19 protein-coding genes are annotated in these 19,863 nt (G+C 65.8%); 7 read left to right on the top strand and 12 right to left on the bottom strand.

Translation table 11 applies throughout. The features are described 5' to 3' along the window. Nucleotides 1-115: 115 nt before the first annotated feature. The 7 genes from acpP to AC3G88_RS03160 form a co-directional block, all read right to left on the bottom strand. Entirely contained in the window at nt 116-355 is a 240-nt protein-coding gene (gene acpP / locus AC3G88_RS03190) for an acyl carrier protein (protein ID WP_008644813.1), read from the bottom strand. A 170-nt stretch (nt 356-525) separates the two neighbouring features. Beyond that, nucleotides 526-1,275 carry a 3-oxoacyl-ACP reductase FabG gene (gene fabG, locus AC3G88_RS03185; RefSeq protein WP_488770465.1) on the bottom strand — a complete coding sequence of 250 codons (750 nt, stop codon included), beginning with the start codon at nt 1,273-1,275 and terminating at the stop codon, nt 526-528. 20 nt (nt 1,276-1,295) lie between these two features. Continuing rightward, nucleotides 1,296-2,231, bottom strand: coding sequence for an ACP S-malonyltransferase (fabD, locus tag AC3G88_RS03180; RefSeq protein ID WP_488770466.1), 936 nt, complete (start codon nt 2,229-2,231; stop codon nt 1,296-1,298). 69 nt (nt 2,232-2,300) lie between these two features. Next, nucleotides 2,301-3,281 (bottom strand): beta-ketoacyl-ACP synthase III, encoded by a 981-nt coding sequence (locus AC3G88_RS03175; protein ID WP_488893106.1) that lies wholly within the window; start codon nt 3,279-3,281, stop codon nt 2,301-2,303. A gap of 90 nt (nt 3,282-3,371) precedes the next feature. Continuing rightward, a complete protein-coding gene (plsX, locus tag AC3G88_RS03170) occupies nt 3,372-4,451 on the bottom strand; it encodes a phosphate acyltransferase PlsX (RefSeq protein ID WP_153945421.1) in 1,080 nt (359 codons plus the stop codon). A gap of 192 nt (nt 4,452-4,643) precedes the next feature. Further along, the gene (gene rpmF, locus AC3G88_RS03165) at nt 4,644-4,823 is read right to left on the bottom strand and encodes a 50S ribosomal protein L32 (RefSeq protein ID WP_008644820.1); all 180 of its coding nucleotides are present in this window, start codon (nt 4,821-4,823) and stop codon (nt 4,644-4,646) included. A gap of 121 nt (nt 4,824-4,944) precedes the next feature. Then, nucleotides 4,945-5,562 (bottom strand): DUF177 domain-containing protein, encoded by a 618-nt coding sequence (locus tag AC3G88_RS03160; protein ID WP_488770468.1) that lies wholly within the window; start codon nt 5,560-5,562, stop codon nt 4,945-4,947. 156 nt (nt 5,563-5,718) lie between these two features. Here AC3G88_RS03160 and AC3G88_RS03155 point away from each other — a divergent pair, with 156 nt between their 5' ends. Beyond that, nucleotides 5,719-6,318: a Maf-like protein gene (locus AC3G88_RS03155; protein ID WP_488770469.1), complete on the top strand. Its 600-nt coding sequence runs from the start codon at nt 5,719-5,721 to the stop codon at nt 6,316-6,318. Between the two features lie 3 nt (nt 6,319-6,321). Further along, nucleotides 6,322-7,053, top strand: coding sequence for an SAM-dependent methyltransferase (locus AC3G88_RS03150; protein WP_487523621.1), 732 nt, complete (start codon nt 6,322-6,324; stop codon nt 7,051-7,053). A gap of 115 nt (nt 7,054-7,168) precedes the next feature. Here the strand turns inward: AC3G88_RS03150 and AC3G88_RS03145 are convergent, their stop codons facing one another. From AC3G88_RS03145 to AC3G88_RS03130, 4 genes are all read right to left on the bottom strand, one after another. Next, entirely contained in the window at nt 7,169-8,329 is a 1,161-nt protein-coding gene (locus AC3G88_RS03145) for a S49 family peptidase (RefSeq protein WP_488770470.1), read from the bottom strand. A gap of 39 nt (nt 8,330-8,368) precedes the next feature. Beyond that, entirely contained in the window at nt 8,369-8,752 is a 384-nt protein-coding gene (locus AC3G88_RS03140; protein WP_488770471.1) for a Rieske (2Fe-2S) protein, read from the bottom strand. Then, the gene (locus tag AC3G88_RS03135; RefSeq protein ID WP_488770472.1) at nt 8,745-9,404 is read right to left on the bottom strand and encodes an HAD-IA family hydrolase; all 660 of its coding nucleotides are present in this window, start codon (nt 9,402-9,404) and stop codon (nt 8,745-8,747) included. The genes AC3G88_RS03140 and AC3G88_RS03135 overlap by 8 nt, the downstream gene beginning before the upstream one ends. Nucleotides 9,405-9,465: 61 nt before the next feature. Next, nucleotides 9,466-10,464: an RluA family pseudouridine synthase gene (locus tag AC3G88_RS03130; RefSeq protein WP_488770777.1), complete on the bottom strand. Its 999-nt coding sequence runs from the start codon at nt 10,462-10,464 to the stop codon at nt 9,466-9,468. A gap of 988 nt (nt 10,465-11,452) precedes the next feature. Between AC3G88_RS03130 and AC3G88_RS03125 the strand changes: the two genes are divergently transcribed. The 5 genes from AC3G88_RS03125 to AC3G88_RS03105 all read left to right on the top strand — a co-directional run bounded on the left by AC3G88_RS03125 (nt 11,453) and on the right by AC3G88_RS03105 (nt 18,459). Further along, nucleotides 11,453-14,575 (top strand): Rne/Rng family ribonuclease, encoded by a 3,123-nt coding sequence (locus tag AC3G88_RS03125; protein ID WP_488770473.1) that lies wholly within the window; start codon nt 11,453-11,455, stop codon nt 14,573-14,575. Nucleotides 14,576-14,825: 250 nt separating this feature from the next. Continuing rightward, nucleotides 14,826-15,950, top strand: coding sequence for a GTP 3',8-cyclase MoaA (gene moaA, locus AC3G88_RS03120; RefSeq protein WP_488770474.1), 1,125 nt, complete (start codon nt 14,826-14,828; stop codon nt 15,948-15,950). Next, on the top strand, nt 15,950-16,561 hold the full coding sequence (mobA, locus tag AC3G88_RS03115; protein WP_153945430.1) for a molybdenum cofactor guanylyltransferase MobA: 612 nt from the start codon (nt 15,950-15,952) through the stop codon (nt 16,559-16,561). Before moaA ends, mobA begins: the two co-directional genes overlap by 1 nt. Nucleotides 16,562-16,615: 54 nt before the next feature. Continuing rightward, on the top strand, nt 16,616-17,902 hold the full coding sequence (gene moeA / locus AC3G88_RS03110) for a molybdopterin molybdotransferase MoeA (RefSeq protein ID WP_488770475.1): 1,287 nt from the start codon (nt 16,616-16,618) through the stop codon (nt 17,900-17,902). A 275-nt stretch (nt 17,903-18,177) separates the two neighbouring features. Next, a complete protein-coding gene (locus AC3G88_RS03105; RefSeq protein ID WP_092594280.1) occupies nt 18,178-18,459 on the top strand; it encodes a hypothetical protein in 282 nt (93 codons plus the stop codon). A gap of 35 nt (nt 18,460-18,494) precedes the next feature. On the opposite strand, the gene AC3G88_RS03100 is transcribed toward AC3G88_RS03105, so the two are convergent. Then, complete coding sequence (locus AC3G88_RS03100) at nt 18,495-19,862, bottom strand: DNA recombination protein RmuC (protein WP_488770476.1); 1,368 nt, start codon at nt 19,860-19,862, stop codon at nt 18,495-18,497. Nucleotide 19,863: the final 1 nt, after the last annotated feature.

Raw genomic sequence — 19,863 nt, 5'->3', positions numbered from 1 at the left:
GGGATCGATCCGGTTCAGCTTCTTCGAACAGACGAAAGCCACAGAAAACGGCATGACAGGACCGTGACGGCCCCGTCCATGCGCCTTCTGTGGCTCGGAATATGATGACGACGGCTTAGGCCTTGACGTGCGCGGTGGCGTAGTCGATGGCTTGTTGCACGGTCGTGATCTTTTCGGCTTCCTCATCCGGAATTTCCATGCCGAATTCATCTTCCAACGCCATCACGAGTTCCACCGTGTCCAGCGAGTCCGCACCGAGATCATTCACGAACGACGATTCGTTCTTGATGTCTGCCTCGGCCACGCCAAGCTGTTCAGCCACGATTTTCTTGACGCGTTGTTCGATATTGTCCATGTAACCCTCCAGGGAATGTTCGACAAAAAGTGGGCGCATTTTAGCAGGTTTGGACCACAAAAAATCCGCCTGCCAAGCTTTGCAAGATTCGCGCCCGATTGGTTTGAAAAACTACTGCTTCAACCGGCTTCTTTCGGCTTCTCCCTCGAAACCGAAGCCGGTCCAAATCCTTAGTTCATGTACATGCCACCGTTCACGTGCAGCGTAGTGCCCGTGATGTAGGCGGCCTGCGGACCCGCCAGGAATGCCACCGCATTGGCGATGTCTTCCGGCTGGCCCAGACGGCCCAGCGGAATGCGCGTCTTGAGGGCAGCATGCTGCTCTTCCGACAACACCTTCGTCATGTCCGTATCGATGAAACCCGGCGCGACGCAGTTCACCGTGACGTTGCGGCTGCCGATCTCGGCGGCCAGCGCGCGGGTCATGCCTTCCACGCCGGCCTTGGCCGCCGCGTAGTTCATCTGGCCCGGGTTGCCCGTCGAGCCCACCACCGACGTGATGTTGATGATACGGCCGCCACGGGCCTTCATCATCGGGCGCAGCACGGCACGCGCCAGGCGGAACACCGCCGTCAGGTTCGTGTCGATGACGGCCGTCCAGTCGTCGTCCTTCATGCGCATGGCCAGTTGGTCCTGCGTGATGCCGGCGTTGTTCACCAGCACTGCCAGGCCGCCGTGGGTCTTCACGATCTCGTCGATCACGGCGTCGCAGCGCGCGGCGTCGTTCACGTTCAGCACCACGCCATTGCCCTTCAGCCCTTCGGCCGACAGGTATTCGCCGATGCCGGCCGCGCCCGATTCGCTCGTGGCCGTACCGATCACGGTGGCGCCCTGGCGTGCGAGTTCCAGCGCGATGGCCCGGCCGATGCCGCGCGAGGCACCGGTTACCAGCGCGACCTGATTTTCCAGAGTCTTGCTCATGTTGCGTTCGTTCCTTGCTCTTATTTCAACAGCGCCAGCGTGTCCTGCAGCGACGCCGGATCAAAGATTGCACCACCGACGAGGTTGCCGTCGATGCGTTTGGTCATGCCGGCCAGAACTTTGCCCGGACCGCATTCGATCACATGGGTCACGCCTTCGGCAGCCATCTTCTGCACGCACTCGACCCAGCGCACCGGCGCCGCGGCCTGGCGCACCAGCGCGTCCTTGATCTGCGCCGGATCGTTGACGATGGCCACGTCGACGTTGTTCACCAGCGGAATCGCGGGCGCCGAAAACGCCAGCCCGGCCATGCGCTCGCGCAGGCGGTCCGACGCAGGCTTGAGCAGCGACGAGTGGAACGGCGCCGAAACCGGCAGCGGCAGCGCGCGCTTGGCACCCTTGGCCTTGGCGATTTCGCAGGCCTTTTCCACTGCGCCCTTGTTGCCCGCGATCACGACCTGTGCCGGGGCGTTGAAGTTCACGGCCTCAACCACACCGGCACCCGCCGCTGCAGCTTCGGCGCACGCCGCGCGCACGTCGTCATCGGACAGGCCGAGGATGGCGGCCATGCCGCCCTCGCCCACCGGCACGGCTTCCTGCATGGCCTGGGCGCGGAAACGCACCAGCGGCACGGCGTCCGCGAACGGGATCACCCCCGCGGCCACCAGCGCCGAATATTCGCCAAGGCTGTGGCCTGCCACCAGGGCAGGCGCCGGACCGCCGGCATCGAGCCAGGCGCGGTACACGGCCACCGCCGCCGTCAGCATCACGGGCTGCGTGTTGGTCGTCAGGTTCAGGTCTTCCGCGGGGCCTTCGGCAATCAGCTTGCCGATGTCCTGGCCCAGCGCGGTCGAGGCTTCCTCGAGCGTGGCACGCACCACGGGGTTGTCGGCAAACGCGTTCAGCATGCCAACCGACTGCGAACCCTGTCCGGGAAAAACGAATGCGAATTTCATCGGAAATCCAGTCTAGCTATACAACGTTTCAACGTTTCGATCGGTGCGGCGCGCCGCACCGGCCGCATGTTACATGCGCAGCAGCACCGCACCCCAGGTGAAGCCGCCGCCCACGCCTTCCATCAGCACGGTCTGTCCGGGCTTGATGCGGCCGTCGCGCACGGCGACGTCCAGCGCCAGCGGAATCGATGCGGCCGACGTGTTGCCGTGCTCGTGCACCGTGGCCACCATGCGCTCGGCCGGCAGGCCCAGCTTCTTGGCCGTGCCTTGCATGATGCGGATATTGGCCTGGTGCGGTATCAGCCAGTCGATCTCGTCGGCCTGCATTTCAGCCGCGGCGATGGCCTCGCGCGCCACCTTGTCCAGCACGGTCACGGCCAGCTTGAACACGGCCTGGCCGTCCATGTGCAGGAAGGCATTGCCGGTGATGGCACCGCCCGACACATTGCCCGGCACGCACAGGATGTCCACGTGGTTGCCGTCCGAATGCATGGCCGACGACAGGATGCCCGGCTCGTCCGAGGCGCTCAGCACCACGGCGCCCGCGCCATCGCCGAACAGCACGCAGGTGGTGCGGTCATTGAAGTCAAGGATGCGCGAGAACACTTCGGAACCGATCACGAGCACGTTCTTGTGCGAGCCGCTGCGGATGAACTTGTCAGCCGTCGACATCGCATAGACAAAGCCCGAGCACACGGCCTGCAGATCGAACGCCGCGCAGTGATTGGTGATGCCGAGCTTCTGCTGCACCAGGCAGGCGGTGCTCGGGAACACGAAATCGGGGGTCGACGTGGCGACGATGATCAGGTCGATGTCCTGGCGGTCGATACCGGCGGCGGCAATCGCCTGCTCGGCAGCCTTGACGGCCAGGTCGCTCGACGTGACGTCGGGCTCGGCCCAGTGGCGCGCCGAAATGCCGCTGCGCGAGACGATCCACTCGTCGCTGGTCTCGATACCCTTTTCAGCAAGCTGCACGGCGAGGTCGTGATTCGTGACGCGCCGCGGGGGCAGATAGCTCCCCGTGCCGATGATTTTTGCGTACTTGGTCATGAGTATGTCGGATCGTGGTGCTCACCGGCCCGCCCAGGCCAGGCCATCGGGCGGAGCGTCGGGCTACCCGCCCGTGACGGGCGCGCGGCCTCAGGCGGCACGGGTATCGGAATGTGGGTCCGGCGAGTCTGTCTCCGGGCCGCCGGTCGCGGCGCCAGCGGCACCGGACTTGTTGGCAAAGGCCTTGGCAATGCGCTCGATGACGCCATTTCTGGCCGCATCATACCCGCGTTTGATCGCCCACTCAAAAGAATGGGCATCGGCCGAACCATGGCTCTTGATCACCAGCCCGCGCAGCCCCAGCAACGAAGCGCCGTTGTAGCGGGCGGGGTCGAGCCGGCGCGCCAGGCGCGACAGCACCGGCATCGCCACGGCGGCCAGCAGCTTGGTGAACCACGAGCGCGTGAACTCTTCCTTGATCATGCTGCCGATCATCTTGGCCAGGCCTTCGGTGCTCTTGAGCGCCACGTTGCCGACGAAGCCGTCGCAAACGACGATGTCGGTCGTGCCCTTGAAGATGTCGTTGCCTTCCACGTTGCCGTAGAAGTTGAGCTCGGAAGCGCGCAGCAGCTCGCCGGCGGCCTTGACCACCTCGTTGCCCTTGATCACTTCCTCGCCGATATTGAGCAGGCCCACCGTCGGGTGGTCCTTGTGATCCACCACCGCCACCATGGCCTCGGCCATGCGCGCGAACTGCAGCAGGTGCTCCGGCTCGCAGTCCGCGTTGGCACCGAGGTCGAGCACCGTGGTGCCCCAGCCCTGTTCGTTGGGAATCGTGGTGGCGATGGCCGGCCGCTCGATGCCTTCGAGCGTCTTCAGCACATAGCGTGAAACCGCCATCAACGCGCCGGTATTGCCAGCGGAAATACAGGCGCCAGCCTTGCCTTCCTTGACTTGCGTCACGGCAACACGCATCGAAGAGTCTTTCTTCTTGCGCAGCGCCACTTCCACCGGGTCATCCATGGTGATGACTTCGGTCGCGGGCACGATGGTCACGCGCGGATGATCGCTTGCATGCAGCTTTTTCAGCTGCGCGCCGATGGCGTCGGGCAGGCCGACGAGGATCATCTCGGCGTCGTCGTGACGGGAAAGAAAACTGATCGCTGCCGGCACCGTCACGGAGACTCCGTGATCGCCGCCCATGCAGTCGATAGCGAGCTTGATCGTCATTGTTTCCTGATACGGAAAGCGCGCCGGCACCCGCCGCATCGGTTCGCGGGGACGCAACCAGCCGGACGCGCGGATACGCTGCCGTGCGGGCGCCGAGCGCCCAACAAAAAAGCGGCAACGAGCTTGCCGCTTTCCTGTTTTACACCTGACAACGTGCGCGAGCGAGACACAGGGTCACGCCAGACGACCTGGTCAGTCGTTCTTGGTCTTGATGACCTTGCGACCACGGTAGTAGCCGTTCGGGCTGACGTGGTGGCGCAGGTGGGTTTCGCCCGTGGTCGGCTCAACGGCCAGGGGGGCGACCGACAGATGGTCGTGCGAACGGTGCATGCCGCGCTTGGACGGCGACTTCTTGTTCTGTTGAACAGCCATGATGACTCCTTCGAGAATTTTGCGATATTAACACACGCATCCTGCGCAAGGCGTAGCCGGGGCCCGGCCGGATGCTTGACCTGCTACCGTGAAGACCTGCCAGGCCGCGCTCCGCGCGGCGTCAGTGCTTGGTCTTCAGGCCGGCCAGCGCCGCAAAGGGCGATGGCCGCTTTTCTTCCGCGGGTGGCGCCTCGGGCTCCACCTCGCCGTCTGCGCCGGTCACGAGTGACTCGTGTACCGTCGGACAGACTTCATGCTTGGGTGCCGAAGGCAATGCCAGCAGCACTTCATCTTCAATCAGTTCCAGCGCCGAAAACTTCTTCGAGCCGACGATCACGTCGATCTCGTCGTCATCCATCGACGCCTCGTCGGCAGCCGCTTCGCTGGCCACCACTTCGAAACGCATCTTCGTTGCGATCGGCTCGGGGTAGACCCCCAGGCAACGCTGGCAGTTCAGCCAGACACGACCATTGACCGTCACGTCGACAAACAGGCGCTGCGACACCGCTGCACCGGGTTCCGCCGCCTCTTCGCGCACAAAGCCGCTCAAGGCGTACGCGAACACTTCGTCCGCGGCGGACGCTGGCGCATCGGCAGCCGTCTCGGCTAAGATGCGCGGCAAATCGCGCACCGGCACCTCTCCCGCCACATTGCCGCCTTTGCGGCAGAAGACGAAGAGATCGGTTTCACGCAGATCGAAGGCCACGGCGGACGCCGCTGGCTGGGTCGGCTGACTCATACAGGCTGAATCGCAATAAATGCCTTGTTTGCCACACGTTGCAGGCAACGCATGTGCCTGTGCAGCTAAACGCGCGATTATACGTGGTATTTCCCGGAACGGTCAAAGTATACAAGCCGAAAACCGTTCCTCACCGTTTTCTGGCGCCATTCCTATATGTCTTCCGACTCCCGTCCTGCGCTGATCCTCGGGTCGAGCTCTCCGTACCGCCGCGAACTGCTGGCGCGCCTGCGGATTCCGTTCGAGGTGGCCACCCCCGATATCGATGAAACGCCCCTGCCCGGCGAGCGCCCCGACGCCACTGCACTGCGCCTGGCCCGCCTGAAGGCCGAAGCGATTGCGGCACGCCACCCCGGCGCGCTGGTGATCGGCTCCGACCAGGTCTGCACGCTCGACGACCTGCAGATCGGCAAACCCGGTACGCACGACAAGGCGCTGGCCCAGTTGCAGCTGATGCGTGGCCGGACCGTCACTTTCCATTCGGCCCTGTGCCTGCTCGACAGCCGTACCGGCGTGGCGCAACTGGCCGACGTGCAGACGCTGGTCACGTTCCGCAATGTGAGCGATGCGGAACTGGATGCGTATCTGCGCGCCGAAACGCCCTACGACTGCGCCGGCAGCGCCAAGGCGGAAGGCCTGGGCATCGCCCTGCTGTCACGCGTGGAATCGGACGACCCGACCGCGCTGATCGGCCTGCCGCTGGTGGCATTGACCGGCATGCTGCGCCAGGCCGGCTACCCGTTTTTTGGAGCCTGAACCATGGCCGGCACGTTATTCCTGATCCCCAACACGCTCGGCAAGCGCGACGAATCCGATCCGGTGATGGATGTGATTCCCGCCGGCGTGCAGCAGATCGCGGCGCGCCTTGATTACCTGGTAGCCGAGAACGCCAAGACGGCACGCGCCTTTCTGAAGAAGCTGGCGGAGACCGCACCGCTGGCGCACGCCATCCAGCAGATCGAGATCCGCGAACTGAACGTCAATACCAAGGCCAGTGCGCTCGATGCCTTGCTCGACCCCATCGCGGGCGGGCGCGACGGCGGCCTGCTGTCCGAAGCGGGCGTGCCCGCCGTGGCCGATCCGGGCGCCGATCTGGTGCGGCTGGCCCACACGCGCGGCATCACGGTGCGCCCGCTGGTCGGCCCCAGTTCGATCCTGCTGGCAGTGATGGGCTCAGGCCTGAACGGCCAGAGCTTCGCGTTCAACGGCTATCTGCCCGTGGACGCCGACGAGCGCGCAAAGAAACTGCGCGACCTGGAACAGCGGTCGCGCAAGGCACAGCAAACCCAGGTCTGGATCGAGACGCCGTACCGCAACGGCGCGCTGCTCGACGCGCTGCGCCAGCATTGCTCGGGCACCACGCTGCTGTCGATCGCCGTGGACCTGACGCTGCCCACGGAAACCATCGTCACGCTGCCGATTTCCGCCTGGCGGCCGGATCGCCTGGAACTCCACAAGCGTCCGGCGATTTTTTCGCTGCTGGCGCAGTAGCTGGCACCTGCCACTAACAGGTACTTCGTTAACTAGCAGGCGCGGTAGGGGCAGCAGGCGCCTGCCCGTCCCCTCCCAGCCGGGAGAGGACGGAAACACGCCAGTCCCCAGCCTGTCAGCGCACGGCCGGCGCCGACGCGTTCATCAGCATCATCTTCATCGCCGCGGAACCCACGGCCGCGCCAAACCGCTTGGCCACGCGCTCGGCGATATTCTCCTTGACCGTGTAGTCGACGATGTCCTCGGCCTTGAACAGGTCGCGCGCCACGTAGTCGGCACTGCCCAGGCCATCGGCCAGGCCCAGTTCCACCGCGCGCTCGCCCGACCAGAACAGGCCCGAGAACAGGTCGGGATCGCTCTTGAGCCGGTCGCCCCGGCCTTGCTTGACCACGTCGATGAACTGCTGGTGGATCTGCTTGAGCATGGACTCGGCGAACGCCTTCTGGCGCGGCACCTCGGGCGAGAACGGATCGAGCATGCCCTTGTTGGCGCCCGACGTGTACAGCCGGCGCTGGACGCCCAGCTTGTCCATCAGGCCCGTGAAGCCGAAACCGTCCATCAGCACGCCGATCGAGCCGACGATACTGGCCTTGTCGACGTAGATCTTGTCTGCCGCCGCCGCCACGTAGTAGCCGCCCGACGCGCAGATTTCCTCCACCACCACGTAGAACGGCTTGTCCGGATAGATCTTGCGCAGCCGATGGATCTCGTCGTTGATGATGCCGGCCTGCACCGGCGAACCGCCGGGCGAGTTGATCTTCAGGATCACGCCCGCGGCCGTGGTGTCGGCAAACGCGGCCTGCAGCGATGCATTGATCGATTCGGCGCTGGCCGGCGTACCGGCGGCGATCTCGCCCTCCAGCGTGACCATGGCTGTATGCCGACCGCTGGTGCTGGTCAGGCTCTCGCCCTTGAAATCGATCACGGCGAACAGGATCAGCACCAGGATGCCCAGGCCCACCAGCCGGAAGAATATCTTCCAGCGGCGCGCCGCGCGTTGCTCGCGGAGGCTGGCCATCAGCACCTTTTCCAGCACGTCGCGTTCCCAGCCGCCGCTGGCGCCGCCGACTGGCGCGGTCGCCTTGCCGGCCATGCGCGCGCGGCGTTCGTCGGCCTCGCGCCGCGCGGCATCGTCGCCGGCCTTCAGGTCGCGTTCCAGCGGATAGTCCGCATGCTGAGCCGTTTCCAGCGTTTCACTGGCGGGCGCGTGCTCGTCAGGACGCTGCTCAGGTTGACCCGGTTGTTCGGATGATGGCGGTTTTTGCTGTTCTGTCATGCAGATGGACTCAGGCGTCAAACGAAGACCCGGCTCCGCTCAGCTGGCGTCGGGCGCAAAAAAAGGGGCTTCGGGCTGCCAGAAGACAGCGCCGTCACGTTCCTCGATGCGGAGCTTGGCCAGCGCGGCGCCCCGGCAAGGGCCGCCCACGCACAGGCCGGTGTCTGGCGCGTAAGTCGCGCCATGTGTCGCACACATCAAGTATAGGCCTGCACTATCGAAAAACTGGCCTTCCTGCCAGTCGAGCTCCATGGGCACATGGGCGCACTGGTTCAGGTAGCCGTAGGCCACGCCGTCGTAGCGGATAGCGAACGCGCCGATCTCACGCGACGCCACGCGAACGGTGAAGCGCACCCCGGCCCCGCCATCGGTCAGCTCGGCCGCCGAGCACAGACGGCGTGGCGTCAGGCTGTCATCAGGCATGGGCGAGCAGCCACTGCTGCAGATCGGCAATCGACGTGGCGCAATGGACCGGCAACATCGCACGGAGCGAATCGGCCGGATGTGCACCATAGCACACACCTAGCCCCTGCGCCCCGGCGTTGATGGCCATCTGCAGATCGTGCGTGGTATCGCCGATCATGACCGTACGCCCGATGTCCTGGCCCAGTTCGCGTGTGAGTTCATGCAGCATGGCCGGGTGCGGCTTGGAGAAGGTCTCGTCCGCGCATCGGGTGGCATCGAACAGCGTGCCCAGGCCAGTGCTGGCCAGCGCACGTTCCAGGCCCACGCGCGTCTTGCCGGTGGCTACGCCCAGGAAATAGTGTTCGGCGTGCAGCGCCTCCAGCATCTCGCGCACGCCCGGGAACAGCACCAGATCGGCGTCGCGGGTGAGGAAGTGATAGCGATATCGCTCGGCCAGCCGAGGGTAGTCGGCCGGATCGAGCGTCGGCACGGCGTAGGACAGCGCGTCCTTGAGGCCCAGCCCGATCACATGGCTGGCCGCGCTGTCGTCGGGCACTGGCAAGCCCAGGTCGCGGCTGGCCAGCTGAATGCACTTGGCGATGGTCGGGGTGGAATCCATCAGGGTTCCATCCCAGTCGAAAACGATCAGGTCAAATCGCTGCCTGGCCATTGCGGTCCTTGGTCGATGCGGAAAGTGTTGCAGATATGGAGGGTGGCGCGTGCGCCAGGCATTACGACGGTGCGCCGATCGGGGTCAATTGTTGCAAAAAATCGACACATTCGGGAGGCATCGGCGCGGACACGGTGATGGGCTCACCGGTATTCGGGTGGACGAACGTCAGCTTGTGGGCGTGCAGGAACATCCGTTTCAGACCGGGCTTCGCGCCACTGCGTGAGAGTGCCTTGTTGAGCGCAAAGTCGCCGTATTTTTCATCGCCGACGATCGGAAAGCCCGTGGACTGCAGATGGACGCGGATCTGGTGCGTGCGGCCAGTCTTCAGTTCTGCCTCCAGCAGCGTGTAGCCCTCGAACGCCTTCACGCGATTGAAGACGGTATGGGACGCCAGGCCATCGGCCTGGACCCGCACGCGACGCTCGCCATCGGGCGTGCTGTACTTATATAGAGGCAGCTTCACGTGCTGGCGCGCATTGGGAAATTCCCCGGCCACGCAGGCGAAGTAACGCTTGTCCATGTCGCTTCCGCGAATCTGCTCGTGCAAGTGCACCAGGGCCGACCGCTTCTTGGCCAGCACCAGGATGCCGGAGGTTTCTCGATCCAGCCGATGCACCAGTTCCAGAAATTTGGCCTCCGGGCGCGCGCGGCGCAACTGCTCGATCACGCCGAACGCCACGCCGGACCCGCCGTGGACGGCCACGCCGGCCGGCTTGTCGATCACCAGAAGGTGAGTGTCCTCGAACAGGACCGGAAACTCGCCGGCCGGCACGAAAGTGCCTTCGGTGGCTTTTTCCGCGATGCGAATTGGCGGGATACGGACGACATCGCCCAGCTTCAGCCGGTAAGTCGCATCGATCCGGCCCTTGTTGACGCGCACCTCGCCCGAGCGCAAGACCCGGTAGATGTGGCTCTTGGGCACCCCCTTGGCAACCTTCAGCAGGAAGTTGTCGATGCGCTGGCCTTCGGCGCTCTCGTCGATCGTGACATACGCCACCTGGAGGCCGCTTGCGCGGGAGCGCGGCTCCGTTTCAATTTGATGGCGTAACTCATTCATTTTCAATATAATTTCCCGGCCGTACCCGGCCAAATGCCGGGAATGTGCGACCTGTGTAAGCGATGTTTGGCGCGAACCCCAACCGGAATGCCTGCCATTTTTGCGGCAAACCGGAACGGAATATGCAGGGCATCCAGGCAGTTGTCTTGGGTAGTCCCACCAGTATCCGCGCGAGATCTCGCATTTTACACTTCGGGTTGCCGCCAGCCCGGCCCGTCTCCCGCATGTTGCGTACCCCGCAAGGCGCCAGACAGGCAAATGGTGGCAATCAGCAGCACGCACGCGCCGCGCCGGCGCGCAGGAAGTCGCCCAGAGGCGGCTTCGGCAACCAGCCGGCCGACACGTGGAAACAGAGTGTTCAGGTAGAAAAGAATTCAATGCGGGTGCCAGCCAAGGGCATCCGCATCGGTGAGAGAAGACCGCCCGCACCGGGAACCGGTGCCGGCCCGGCAGGTGACACCCTGCCAACCGACCTGCAGTACCCGCCGCGACTTGCCGGTGGTCGTCGTAGTTCGACGATCCGGCAGCGGCGCCCGAGCGCAGAACGCGAAGAACCAGCGGCGCGCCCGCCAGCGGACAGGTCGGTTTGGCAATGGCATGCAACTGCTGCGTCCGGATGACTTGCTCTTTGACGCGTCCTGGCCATCCCGGCCCGGCTGCGATAGGCAGCATTGCCCGTGCCGATGGCACGGCCGACAGCCGCCCTCGCCCCCGGCCGCCGGCATCCGCCAGCAATCGCTGCATCAGGAGCAGGCCCATTTGCCCTCTCCCGACCCGGCAGCGGATCGCCCGCGAGTTTTTTGCGGATGGCGGGACGCCGACACCCTCTCCTTTCACCCGCGCCCAGCCGGCCGCATAGCAGAACGCGTCGGCAACTCCGGCAATTCTCCCGCCCTCGCTCTCTTTCCTCGCGTGCTCCCTGGACCGTCGCGGGCATGACCCACTCATGACCCATTGGGCTCCCGCGACACTGGAGTGAGGTATTGCGATGAAACGCATGCTGTTTAACGCGACGCAACAGGAGGAATTGCGCGTCGCGATCGTCGATGGCCAGAAACTGATCGACATCGACATCGAAACCGCCGGGCGCGAACAGCGCAAGGGCAACATCTACAAGGGTGTCATCACCCGCATCGAACCGTCGCTGGAAGCCTGCTTCGTCAATTACGGCGAAGAGCGCCACGGCTTCCTGCCGTTCAAGGAAGTGGCCCGGGCCTTCTTCAAGGACGGCGTGGACGTGCGCAATGCGCGCATCCAGGATGCCCTGCACGAAGGCCAGGAACTGATCGTTCAGGTCGAAAAGGAAGAACGTGGCAACAAGGGCGCCGCCCTGACCACGTTCATCTCGCTGGCCGGCCGCTACCTGGTTCTGATGCCGAACAACCCGCGTGGCGGCGGCGTGTCGCGCCGCATCGAGGGCGAAGACCGCCAGGAACTGCGCGAGACCATGGCGCAGCTGCAGGTGCCGGAAGGCATGAGCATCATCGCCCGCACCGCCGGCATCGGCCGTGCCGCCGAGGAACTGCAGTGGGACCTGAACTACCTGCTGCAACTGTGGAAGGCCATCGACGGCGCCGCCGGCGACAACAAGGCCCCGCTGCTGATCTATCTGGAATCGAGCCTGGTGATCCGCGCCATCCGCGATTACTTCCAGCCCGATATCGGCGAGATCCTGATCGATACCGACGAGATCTACGAGCAGGCCCGCGCCTTCATGAGCGTGGTCATGCCCGACAACATGAGCCGCGTGAAGAAGTACCGCGACGACGTGCCGCTCTTCTCGCGTTTCCAGATCGAGCACCAGATCGAATCGGCGTACTCGCGCATGGTGATGCTGCCGTCCGGCGGTGCCATCGTGATCGACCATACCGAAGCCCTCGTGTCGGTTGACGTGAACTCGGCCCGCGCCACCAAGGGTGCGGACATCGAGGAAACGGCGCTGCGCACGAACCTGGAAGCCGCCGACGAAATCGCCCGCCAGCTGCGCCTGCGCGACCTGGGCGGCCTGATCGTCATCGACTTCATCGACATGGAGTCCGGCAAGGCCCAGAAGGACGTGGAAACGCGCCTGAAGGACGCGCTGCGCCACGACCGGGCCCGCGTGCAGATGGGCAAGATCAGCCGCTTCGGCCTGATGGAGCTGTCGCGCCAGCGCCTGCGTCCGTCGTTGTCGGAAGGCTCGCACATCACCTGCCCGCGCTGCAATGGAACAGGTCATATCCGCGATACCGAATCGTCCGCCCTGCAGGTGCTGCGCATCATCCAGGAAGAGGCGATGAAGGAAAACACGGCCGCCATCCACTGCCAGGTGCCGGTGGAAGTGGCCGCTTTCCTGCTCAACGAGAAGCGACAGGACATCAACCTGATCGAACTGCGCTTCAAGGTCAATGTGCTGCTGATCCCGAACAAGCATCTGGAAACGCCGCACTACAAGCTCGAGCGCCTGCGTCACGACGATCCGCGCCTGGAAGACTCGACCGCCAGCTACCGCATGGCCGAGGCGGCCGCCAAGGAACTGGAAGCCGACACGAGCTACAGCAGCCGGAAGAAGGAAGACGCGCGTCCGCGCCAGGAAGCGGCCGTCAAGGGCATTACGCCCGACGCGCCCGCCCCGGTATCGGTGCCGCGCCCCGAGCGCGCACCGAAGCCCGAAGCCACGGCGGCTGCACGTCCCGTGCCGGCTACCCAGCCGGTGGCCAGCGGCGGTTTCGTCGCCTGGCTCAAGGGTCTGTTCGGCGTGAAGCCGGCACCGGCACCCGTGGCCGAGCCGGTCAAGCCGGCCGCTGAAGCCCAGGCACGCGGCGAAGGCCGCCAGGGTCGTGGCGAACGCGGCCAGCGTGGTGAACGCGGCGAGCGCGGCGAAGGCCGCCAGGGCCGTGGCGAACAGCGCGGTGAACGTGGTGAACGCGGCGACCGTCAGGGTCGCGGCCAGCGCGGCGAGCGCACCGAACGTGGCGAACGTGGCGAGCGCACCGAACGTGGCGAACGCGCCGAGGCACAACGCGGCGAGGCGCGCGAACAGCGCGAACCGCGTGAGCCGCGCGGCGAGCGCCAGCCCCGTGGCGATCGTCAACCGCGCGAAGCGCAGCCCGCCACGCCGGCCATCGCCCAGGGCGAGCGCACCGAAGCGCGCCGCGAACGCAACCAGGAACGCCGCGAGCGTCAACGCGAACGCCAGCGCGAACGCGCCGAGGCCCGCGACACCGACGAACCCCTGAACGTTGCAGGCACGGCACCGCAGTCGGCATTCGAGGCGGCCCAGGCTGCACCGGCTGTCATCGCCACCGTGGACGTGCCGGAAGACGCACTGGGCGCCGAAGCCGCCGCAACGGAAACCGGTGAAGGCGAAGAGCGCCGCCGCCGCAATCGTCGTGGCCGCAACCGCTACCGCCGCGAGCGCGATGACGGCAGCCTGGAAGTCAATGAAGGCAACCTGGCCGAAGTCAGCGCCGGCGTGACGGAATCGGAAGAAGAGTCGGCGTCGGTGACGGCCCAGGGCCAGCCGGCTGCCGAACAGGCTGCCCCGGCACCTGTGGTGCAGGCCCCCGTGGCCGTCGCTCCGGTGGAAGCCGTGGCAGCGGTCCGCGAGCCGGCTGCTCCGGTGGCTCCGGTTGTCCCGGCAGCCCCGGCAGCTGAGCCGGTCTTCGCCGCCGTGGCCGAACCGCAACCGGCGCCGGTCGTGACGCCCGCCCCGGCTTATCAGGCCATCGAAACCGCGGCTGTCGAAGCCCCGGCCGTGCATGCCCCGGCACAGGTCGCCACCGCTCCGGTGGCGCCTGAGCCGGTCGCCGTGACCCCGGAAGTGATTCCGGCACCGGTTCCCGCCGTGGAAGCGCCTGCCCCGACCGCCGCTGCCCCTGTGGTGGCCGCCCCGGCGCCGGCAAGCACCAGCACGCCGGCCCTGGAGTCGATGCTCTCGACCGCCGGTCTGGAGTGGGTACGTACCGACAGCGCCAAGCTGGCCGCCGCGCAGGAAGCCGCCGCACGCATCGTGCCGGCCCCGCGCGTCCCGCGCGAGCGCAAGCCGCTGCCGCCGCTGCCGGAAGGCCCGATGGTCCTCGTCGAAACGGGCGGCCAACAGCGCGAAGCCCAGCAACAACAGCAGCAATAAGGCGATACCTCGCCGCTGCAAGCTGAGCTGGAGAAAGGGACGGCAACCGCCGTCCCTTTTTCATTGGCGCGGCGGTGCCGCCAACGCGACATGGCGCTAGGCCGCCAGCTGTACTGCTGTGCCCCGCCATCAACTGTGCTGTTGTCACGACAGTGTTGCGCGCGACGCGAAGCCGCCCTCGGCTAGAATGGCAGGCAGAACGGCCACCCGGGCGCCCCACGCATCCGGCGAGCCGCGGCCCCACTCTGCCATGACCGATACCGTCATTCCGATTCTTGACCTGCGCGACCATCGATACCGATCGATGGTGCCGAGCATTCCGTCGCGCCTGCTGGCGCCGACCGGGCTCGTGGCCGACACCCGGGGCCGGCCGCTGCATGACCTGCGCATCTCCGTCACCGATCGCTGCAACTTCCGCTGCGTCTACTGCATGCCGAAGGAAGTGTTCGACAAGGACTACACCTTCCTGCCCCACTCCGAGCTGCTGAGCTTCGAGGAAATCGAGCGGGCCGCGCGCCTGTTCGCGGCGCAGGGCGTCGAAAAAATCCGGCTGACCGGCGGCGAGCCGCTGCTGCGCAAGAACATCGAGCGCCTCGTGGAAATGCTGGCGCGCATCGAGACGGCATCGGGCAAGCCGCTGGACCTGACGCTGACCACCAATGCGTCGCTGCTGGCGCGCAAGGCGCAGTCGCTGCGCGATGCCGGCCTGACCCGTGTGACGGTCAGCCTGGATGCCATCGACGATGTCACGTTCCGCAAGATGAACGACGTGGATTTCGCCGTGCGCGACGTGCTGCATGGCATCGAGGTCGCCCAGGCCGTGGGGCTGGCCCCGATCAAGGTCAACATGGTGGTCAAGCGCGGCACCAACGATCAGGAAATCGTGCCGATGGCACGTCACTTCCGCAACAGCGGCATCATCGTCCGCTTTATCGAATTCATGGATGTCGGCGCCAGCAACCACTGGCAGATGAACGAAGTGCTGTCGTCGGCCGATGTCGTGCGCCGTATCGACGCGGCGTTCCCGCTGGAAGCCGTGCAGGCCAACTACGCGGGCGAGACCGCCGAGCGGTGGCGTTACCGCGACGGCGGCGGTGAAATCGGGGTGATTTCCAGCGTGACCCACGCGTTCTGCGGCGATTGCAGCCGGATCCGGCTGTCTACCGAAGGCCGGCTCTATCTGTGCCTGTTTGCCACCGAAGGCTACGACCTGCGCGCGCTGCTGCGCGGCGGGCATAGCGACCTGGAAATCGGCAACGCCATCGCGCAGGTATGGCAGGCCCGCACCGACAACTATTCCGAGCAGCGCAGCGATCCCGCCGTACGCGCCGCACGCGCCGAGAGCAAGATCGAAATGTCGTATATCGGCGGGTGATGATTGCGCGCGACGACATCACGGGCCTGATCCTGGCCGGCGGCCGCGGCAGCCGGATGGGCGGCACCGACAAGGGCCTGCAGCCATTCCAGGGAGCGCCGATGGTGCAGCACACGCTGCGGCGCCTGGCCCCGCAGACCGGACCGCTGCTGATCAATGCCAATCGCAACCCCGAACGCTACGCCACCTTTGGTGCACCGGTGATCGCCGACACCATCGCCGATTTCGCGGGCCCCCTGGCCGGCATGCTGGCCGGGCTGGCGCAGTGCCGGACGCCATGGCTGGTCACGGCCCCCTGCGACACCCCTTTCCTGCCTGCCGACCTGGTGGCGCGCCTGGCCCAGGGTATCGAGGACGAAGACGCCGACATCGCCGTGCCCGTCACCGTGGATGCCGACGGCCGCCGCCGCTTGCAGCCGGTGTTCTGCCTGATGCCGGTCACCGCCGCCGCCGGGCTGCAGGCCTACGTGGATGCCGGCCATCGCAAGATCGAAAGCTGGGTCACGGGCCAGCGGCTGGCCCAGGTCGTGTTTGGCGACGCCCGGGCCTTTGCAAACATCAATACGCTGGACGAACTGCGCGAGCACGAGGCTGCTGGCCGATCCGGCTAGACTCTCACCCAAATTCCCATATCGCCGACGCGTGCGCGTGTCACGACCCAGACCATGCCTTCGCTGCAATCCGTCATCTCCTGCCAGTCCGACTACGACCCCACCGCCCTGCCGGTGGACCAGGCCAATGCCATCATTGCCGATGTGGTGGAATCGGTCCGTGGCATCGAGCAGCTTGCGATTCGTAGCGCGCTGGACCGCGTGCTGGCCGTTGACGTCATTTCGCCCATCGACGTCCCCGCGCACGACAATTCGGCCATGGACGGCTACGCGTTCTCCAGCCGGGCGCTGACCCAGGGCGACGCCAGTATCGCGCTGGAGGTCATCGGCACCGCTTATGCCGGCAACGCCTTTGCCGGCGAGGCGCAGGCGGGCCAGGCGGTTCGCATCATGACCGGGGCCATCATGCCCGCCGGCTGCGACACCGTGATTCCGCAGGAATTCGTCGAGATCCAGGCCGGTGGCAATCTGGTGCGCTTTGCGCCCGACGCCGTGCGAGCGGGCGACAACCGGCGGCTGTGCGGTGAAGACCTGGCGCGCGGCCAGGCCGCATTGCACGCGGGGCGGGTCCTGACGCCGGCCGATCTGGGCATGCTGGCATCGCTGGGCGTAGCCGAGATAAAGGTTCGCCGGCGCCTGCGGGTGGCGTTTTTCTCGACCGGCGATGAACTGCGATCGATCGGCGAGACACTCGATCCGGGCTGCGTCTACGACTCGAATCGCTACACGCTGCACGGCATGCTGCGCCGGCTCAATGTGGAACTGATCGACATGGGCGTGGTGCGCGACGACCCCGACGTCATGGAAGCGGCATTCCGCAGCGCCTGCGAGAATGCCGACGCCATCATTACGTCAGGCGGCGTATCGGTCGGCGATGCCGACTATACGAAGCAGATCATGGAAAAACTGGGCGACGTCACGTTCTGGAAGATCGCCATGCGTCCGGGGCGTCCAATGGCGTTCGGGCGTATTTCGTCGAACGGCCATGATGCCGTGCTGTTCGGCCTGCCCGGCAATCCCGTGGCCGTGATGGTCACCTTCTATCATTTCGTGCGCGGCGCCCTGCATCGGCTGATGGGTGCCAATGTGGCGCCGCTACCGCGCGTCCGCGTGCGCACCGCCACGCCGATTCGCAAGAAGCCGGGCCGCACCGAATTCCAGCGCGGCATCCTGGCGCCGGGCGCCGACGGCAACCTGGAGGTCCGGCTGACCGGGCAGCAAGGCTCGGGCGTGCTGCGATCGATGAGCGAAGCCAATTGCTTTGTCGTGCTCGATCACGACCAGGGCCCGGTGGCGGCCGGCGACACCGTGCAGGTCATGCTGTTCGACGGCCTGGTCTGACGGCGCCCACCCCCCGCTGCGGGGCTGCGCATCGGGCGCGGTCCCGCCAAGCGGAACACCGCCCGGCGGCATGAATCCATCCGATTCATGCGTCACTTGCAAGGCGTGAAGCCGGTCACTGCCGACGGTGTCGTTTTTGTGCTGCATACATTGCCGGAAAGCACCGTTGCCGTCTGAAATGACTCATCGGGCAGCCGGGCGCTCTAGGCGTCGCAAGCCCCAATCGCTACACTTGCAGCACGAAAATCCCAATCCCCAATATCTTGTCTGTCGTCATGCACCAGGAGATCGCGTACCTCCATCCCGTCAAGACTGCCCGGGCACTTGTGCTGGTCTATCTGTGCTTTTCGGTACCGATCGTGGCCATGGGCCTGTTCGTCGCCTTCGTGCGCTATGGCGATCTGCCCGGCATTGCCGTCTTCACCGCCCTGATCCTCAACGCACTGATCGGCTTCGGCCTGCTCTGGCTGGGCTGCCGCGCCTACAACTGGGTGGCCGCGCGCTTCGGCGGCATCGAGGTTCACATCCGTGAACTGAGCCCGGAAGATCGCCAGTAATTTACCGCCTCGCCCGGGCCGGACCCTTCCGGCCGCTAGGCCTGCCGGTCCTCTGGCTGCCCCGCGCTCTCGTCAGCCGGGGCGGTATCGGCAGCCGTCTCCGCACCGATCATCCCTGACGTTCCCAGCAGCTGCTCCGCGATCTCGCCCGGCAGCGCCTCCACGGTGCGCAGCTTGCGCTCCATCTGCCGGGTACGGACTTCCGCCTGTTCGATATTGCGTGCCGCACGCACCAGCGTATCGCGCGTTTTCGCCAGAACTTCGCCAAATTTGCCGAATTCCGTCTTCACGGCACCCAGCACTTCCCAGACTTCGCTCGACCGCTTTTCCAGCGCCAGCGTCCGGAATCCCATCTGCAGGCTGTTGAGCAGCGCCGTCAGCGTGGTAGGGCCAGCCACGGTGACGCGGAAATCGCGCTGCAGCATGTCGGTCAGGCCCGGCCGCCGCAAGACTTCCGCATAGAGGCCTTCGGTCGGCAGGAACAGGATGGCGAAGTCGGTGGTGGCCGGCGGCGCCAGGTATTTCTCGGCGATGGTCTGCGCCTCGCGGCGCACCGCCACTTCCAGCTCGCGGCTGGACGCGTTCACCCCGTCCACGTCGCCGCGCTCCTGCGCGTCGATCAGCCGCTCGTACTGTTCCTTGGGGAACTTGGCGTCGATCGGTAGCCAGACCGGGCTGCCGCCCGCCTCGCGGCCAGGCAGGCGGATGGCAAATTCCACTCGCGCCCCGGAATTGCGCACGGTCTCCACGTTCTTGCCGTACTGATCCGGCGTCAGGATCTGCTCGAGCAGCATGGCCAACTGCACCTCACCCCAGGTGCCGCGCGACTTGACGTTGGTCAGCACGCGCTTGAGATCCCCTACCCCCTGCGCCAGCATCTGCATTTCGCCCAGCCCGCGATGCACCTGCTCCAGCCGGTCCGACACCAGCTTGAACGATTCGCCCAGCCGTTGCTCCAGCGTGGCGTGAAGCTTTTCGTCCACGGTGCGTCGCATTTCCTCCAGTTTGGCGGCGTTATTGGCCTCGATATCTCGCAGCTTCTGCTCCAGCGTCGCCCGCACGTCAGCCAGCCGCCGCTCGTTGGCCTCCGACATCTGCGCAAGCTGCTGCTGCTGCACCGTGGCGATGCTGGTCAACTGGGTCGACAACTGTTGCTGGAACCGCAGCATGTGCTGCCCCGACTCGTTGCGGCTGCCGCGCGCCGTTTCGGCCAGTTCGGTGCGCAGTTCGCGCTCCAGGCGCTCCAGCCCGCGCGCGGTGTCCTCCCGCACGTCGTCGCGCAGGTCGCCCAGCATCGGCAACAGTTCGCCGGTGCCGGTGCGCGACTGGCGCATCAACAGCACGATCAGCAGGATCACGGCCGCCAACGCGGCGGCCAGGGTCAGCAAGGGGATGAGCGACATG

The sequence above is a fragment of the Cupriavidus sp. 86D6 genome (assembly GCF_057815095.1).
The sequence above is the reverse complement of the archived record's forward strand: the minus strand, read 5'-3'. Positions and strand labels throughout refer to the sequence as shown.

Bases quoted from the DNA above. Each gene is read 5' to 3' on its own strand.
- acpP (WP_008644813.1), bottom strand. From the start codon at position 355: ATGGACAATATCGAACAACGCGTCAAGAAAATCGTGGCTGAACAGCTT.
- fabG (WP_488770465.1), bottom strand. From the start codon at position 1,275: ATGAGCAAGACTCTGGAAAATCAGGTCGCGCTGGTAACCGGTGCCTCG.
- fabD (WP_488770466.1), bottom strand. From the start codon at position 2,231: ATGAAATTCGCATTCGTTTTTCCCGGACAGGGTTCGCAGTCGGTTGGC.
- AC3G88_RS03175 (WP_488893106.1), bottom strand. From the start codon at position 3,281: ATGACCAAGTACGCAAAAATCATCGGCACGGGGAGCTATCTGCCCCCG.
- plsX (WP_153945421.1), bottom strand. From the start codon at position 4,451: ATGACGATCAAGCTCGCTATCGACTGCATGGGCGGCGATCACGGAGTC.
- rpmF (WP_008644820.1), bottom strand. From the start codon at position 4,823: ATGGCTGTTCAACAGAACAAGAAGTCGCCGTCCAAGCGCGGCATGCAC.
- AC3G88_RS03160 (WP_488770468.1), bottom strand. From the start codon at position 5,562: ATGAGTCAGCCGACCCAGCCAGCGGCGTCCGCCGTGGCCTTCGATCTG.
- AC3G88_RS03155 (WP_488770469.1), top strand. From the start codon at position 5,719: ATGTCTTCCGACTCCCGTCCTGCGCTGATCCTCGGGTCGAGCTCTCCG.
- AC3G88_RS03150 (WP_487523621.1), top strand. From the start codon at position 6,322: ATGGCCGGCACGTTATTCCTGATCCCCAACACGCTCGGCAAGCGCGAC.
- AC3G88_RS03145 (WP_488770470.1), bottom strand. From the start codon at position 8,329: ATGACAGAACAGCAAAAACCGCCATCATCCGAACAACCGGGTCAACCT.
- AC3G88_RS03140 (WP_488770471.1), bottom strand. From the start codon at position 8,752: ATGCCTGATGACAGCCTGACGCCACGCCGTCTGTGCTCGGCGGCCGAG.
- AC3G88_RS03135 (WP_488770472.1), bottom strand. From the start codon at position 9,404: ATGGCCAGGCAGCGATTTGACCTGATCGTTTTCGACTGGGATGGAACC.
- AC3G88_RS03130 (WP_488770777.1), bottom strand. From the start codon at position 10,464: ATGAATGAGTTACGCCATCAAATTGAAACGGAGCCGCGCTCCCGCGCA.
- AC3G88_RS03125 (WP_488770473.1), top strand. From the start codon at position 11,453: ATGAAACGCATGCTGTTTAACGCGACGCAACAGGAGGAATTGCGCGTC.
- moaA (WP_488770474.1), top strand. From the start codon at position 14,826: ATGACCGATACCGTCATTCCGATTCTTGACCTGCGCGACCATCGATAC.
- mobA (WP_153945430.1), top strand. From the start codon at position 15,950: ATGATTGCGCGCGACGACATCACGGGCCTGATCCTGGCCGGCGGCCGC.
- moeA (WP_488770475.1), top strand. From the start codon at position 16,616: ATGCCTTCGCTGCAATCCGTCATCTCCTGCCAGTCCGACTACGACCCC.
- AC3G88_RS03105 (WP_092594280.1), top strand. From the start codon at position 18,178: ATGCACCAGGAGATCGCGTACCTCCATCCCGTCAAGACTGCCCGGGCA.
- AC3G88_RS03100 (WP_488770476.1), bottom strand. From the start codon at position 19,862: ATGTCGCTCATCCCCTTGCTGACCCTGGCCGCCGCGTTGGCGGCCGTG.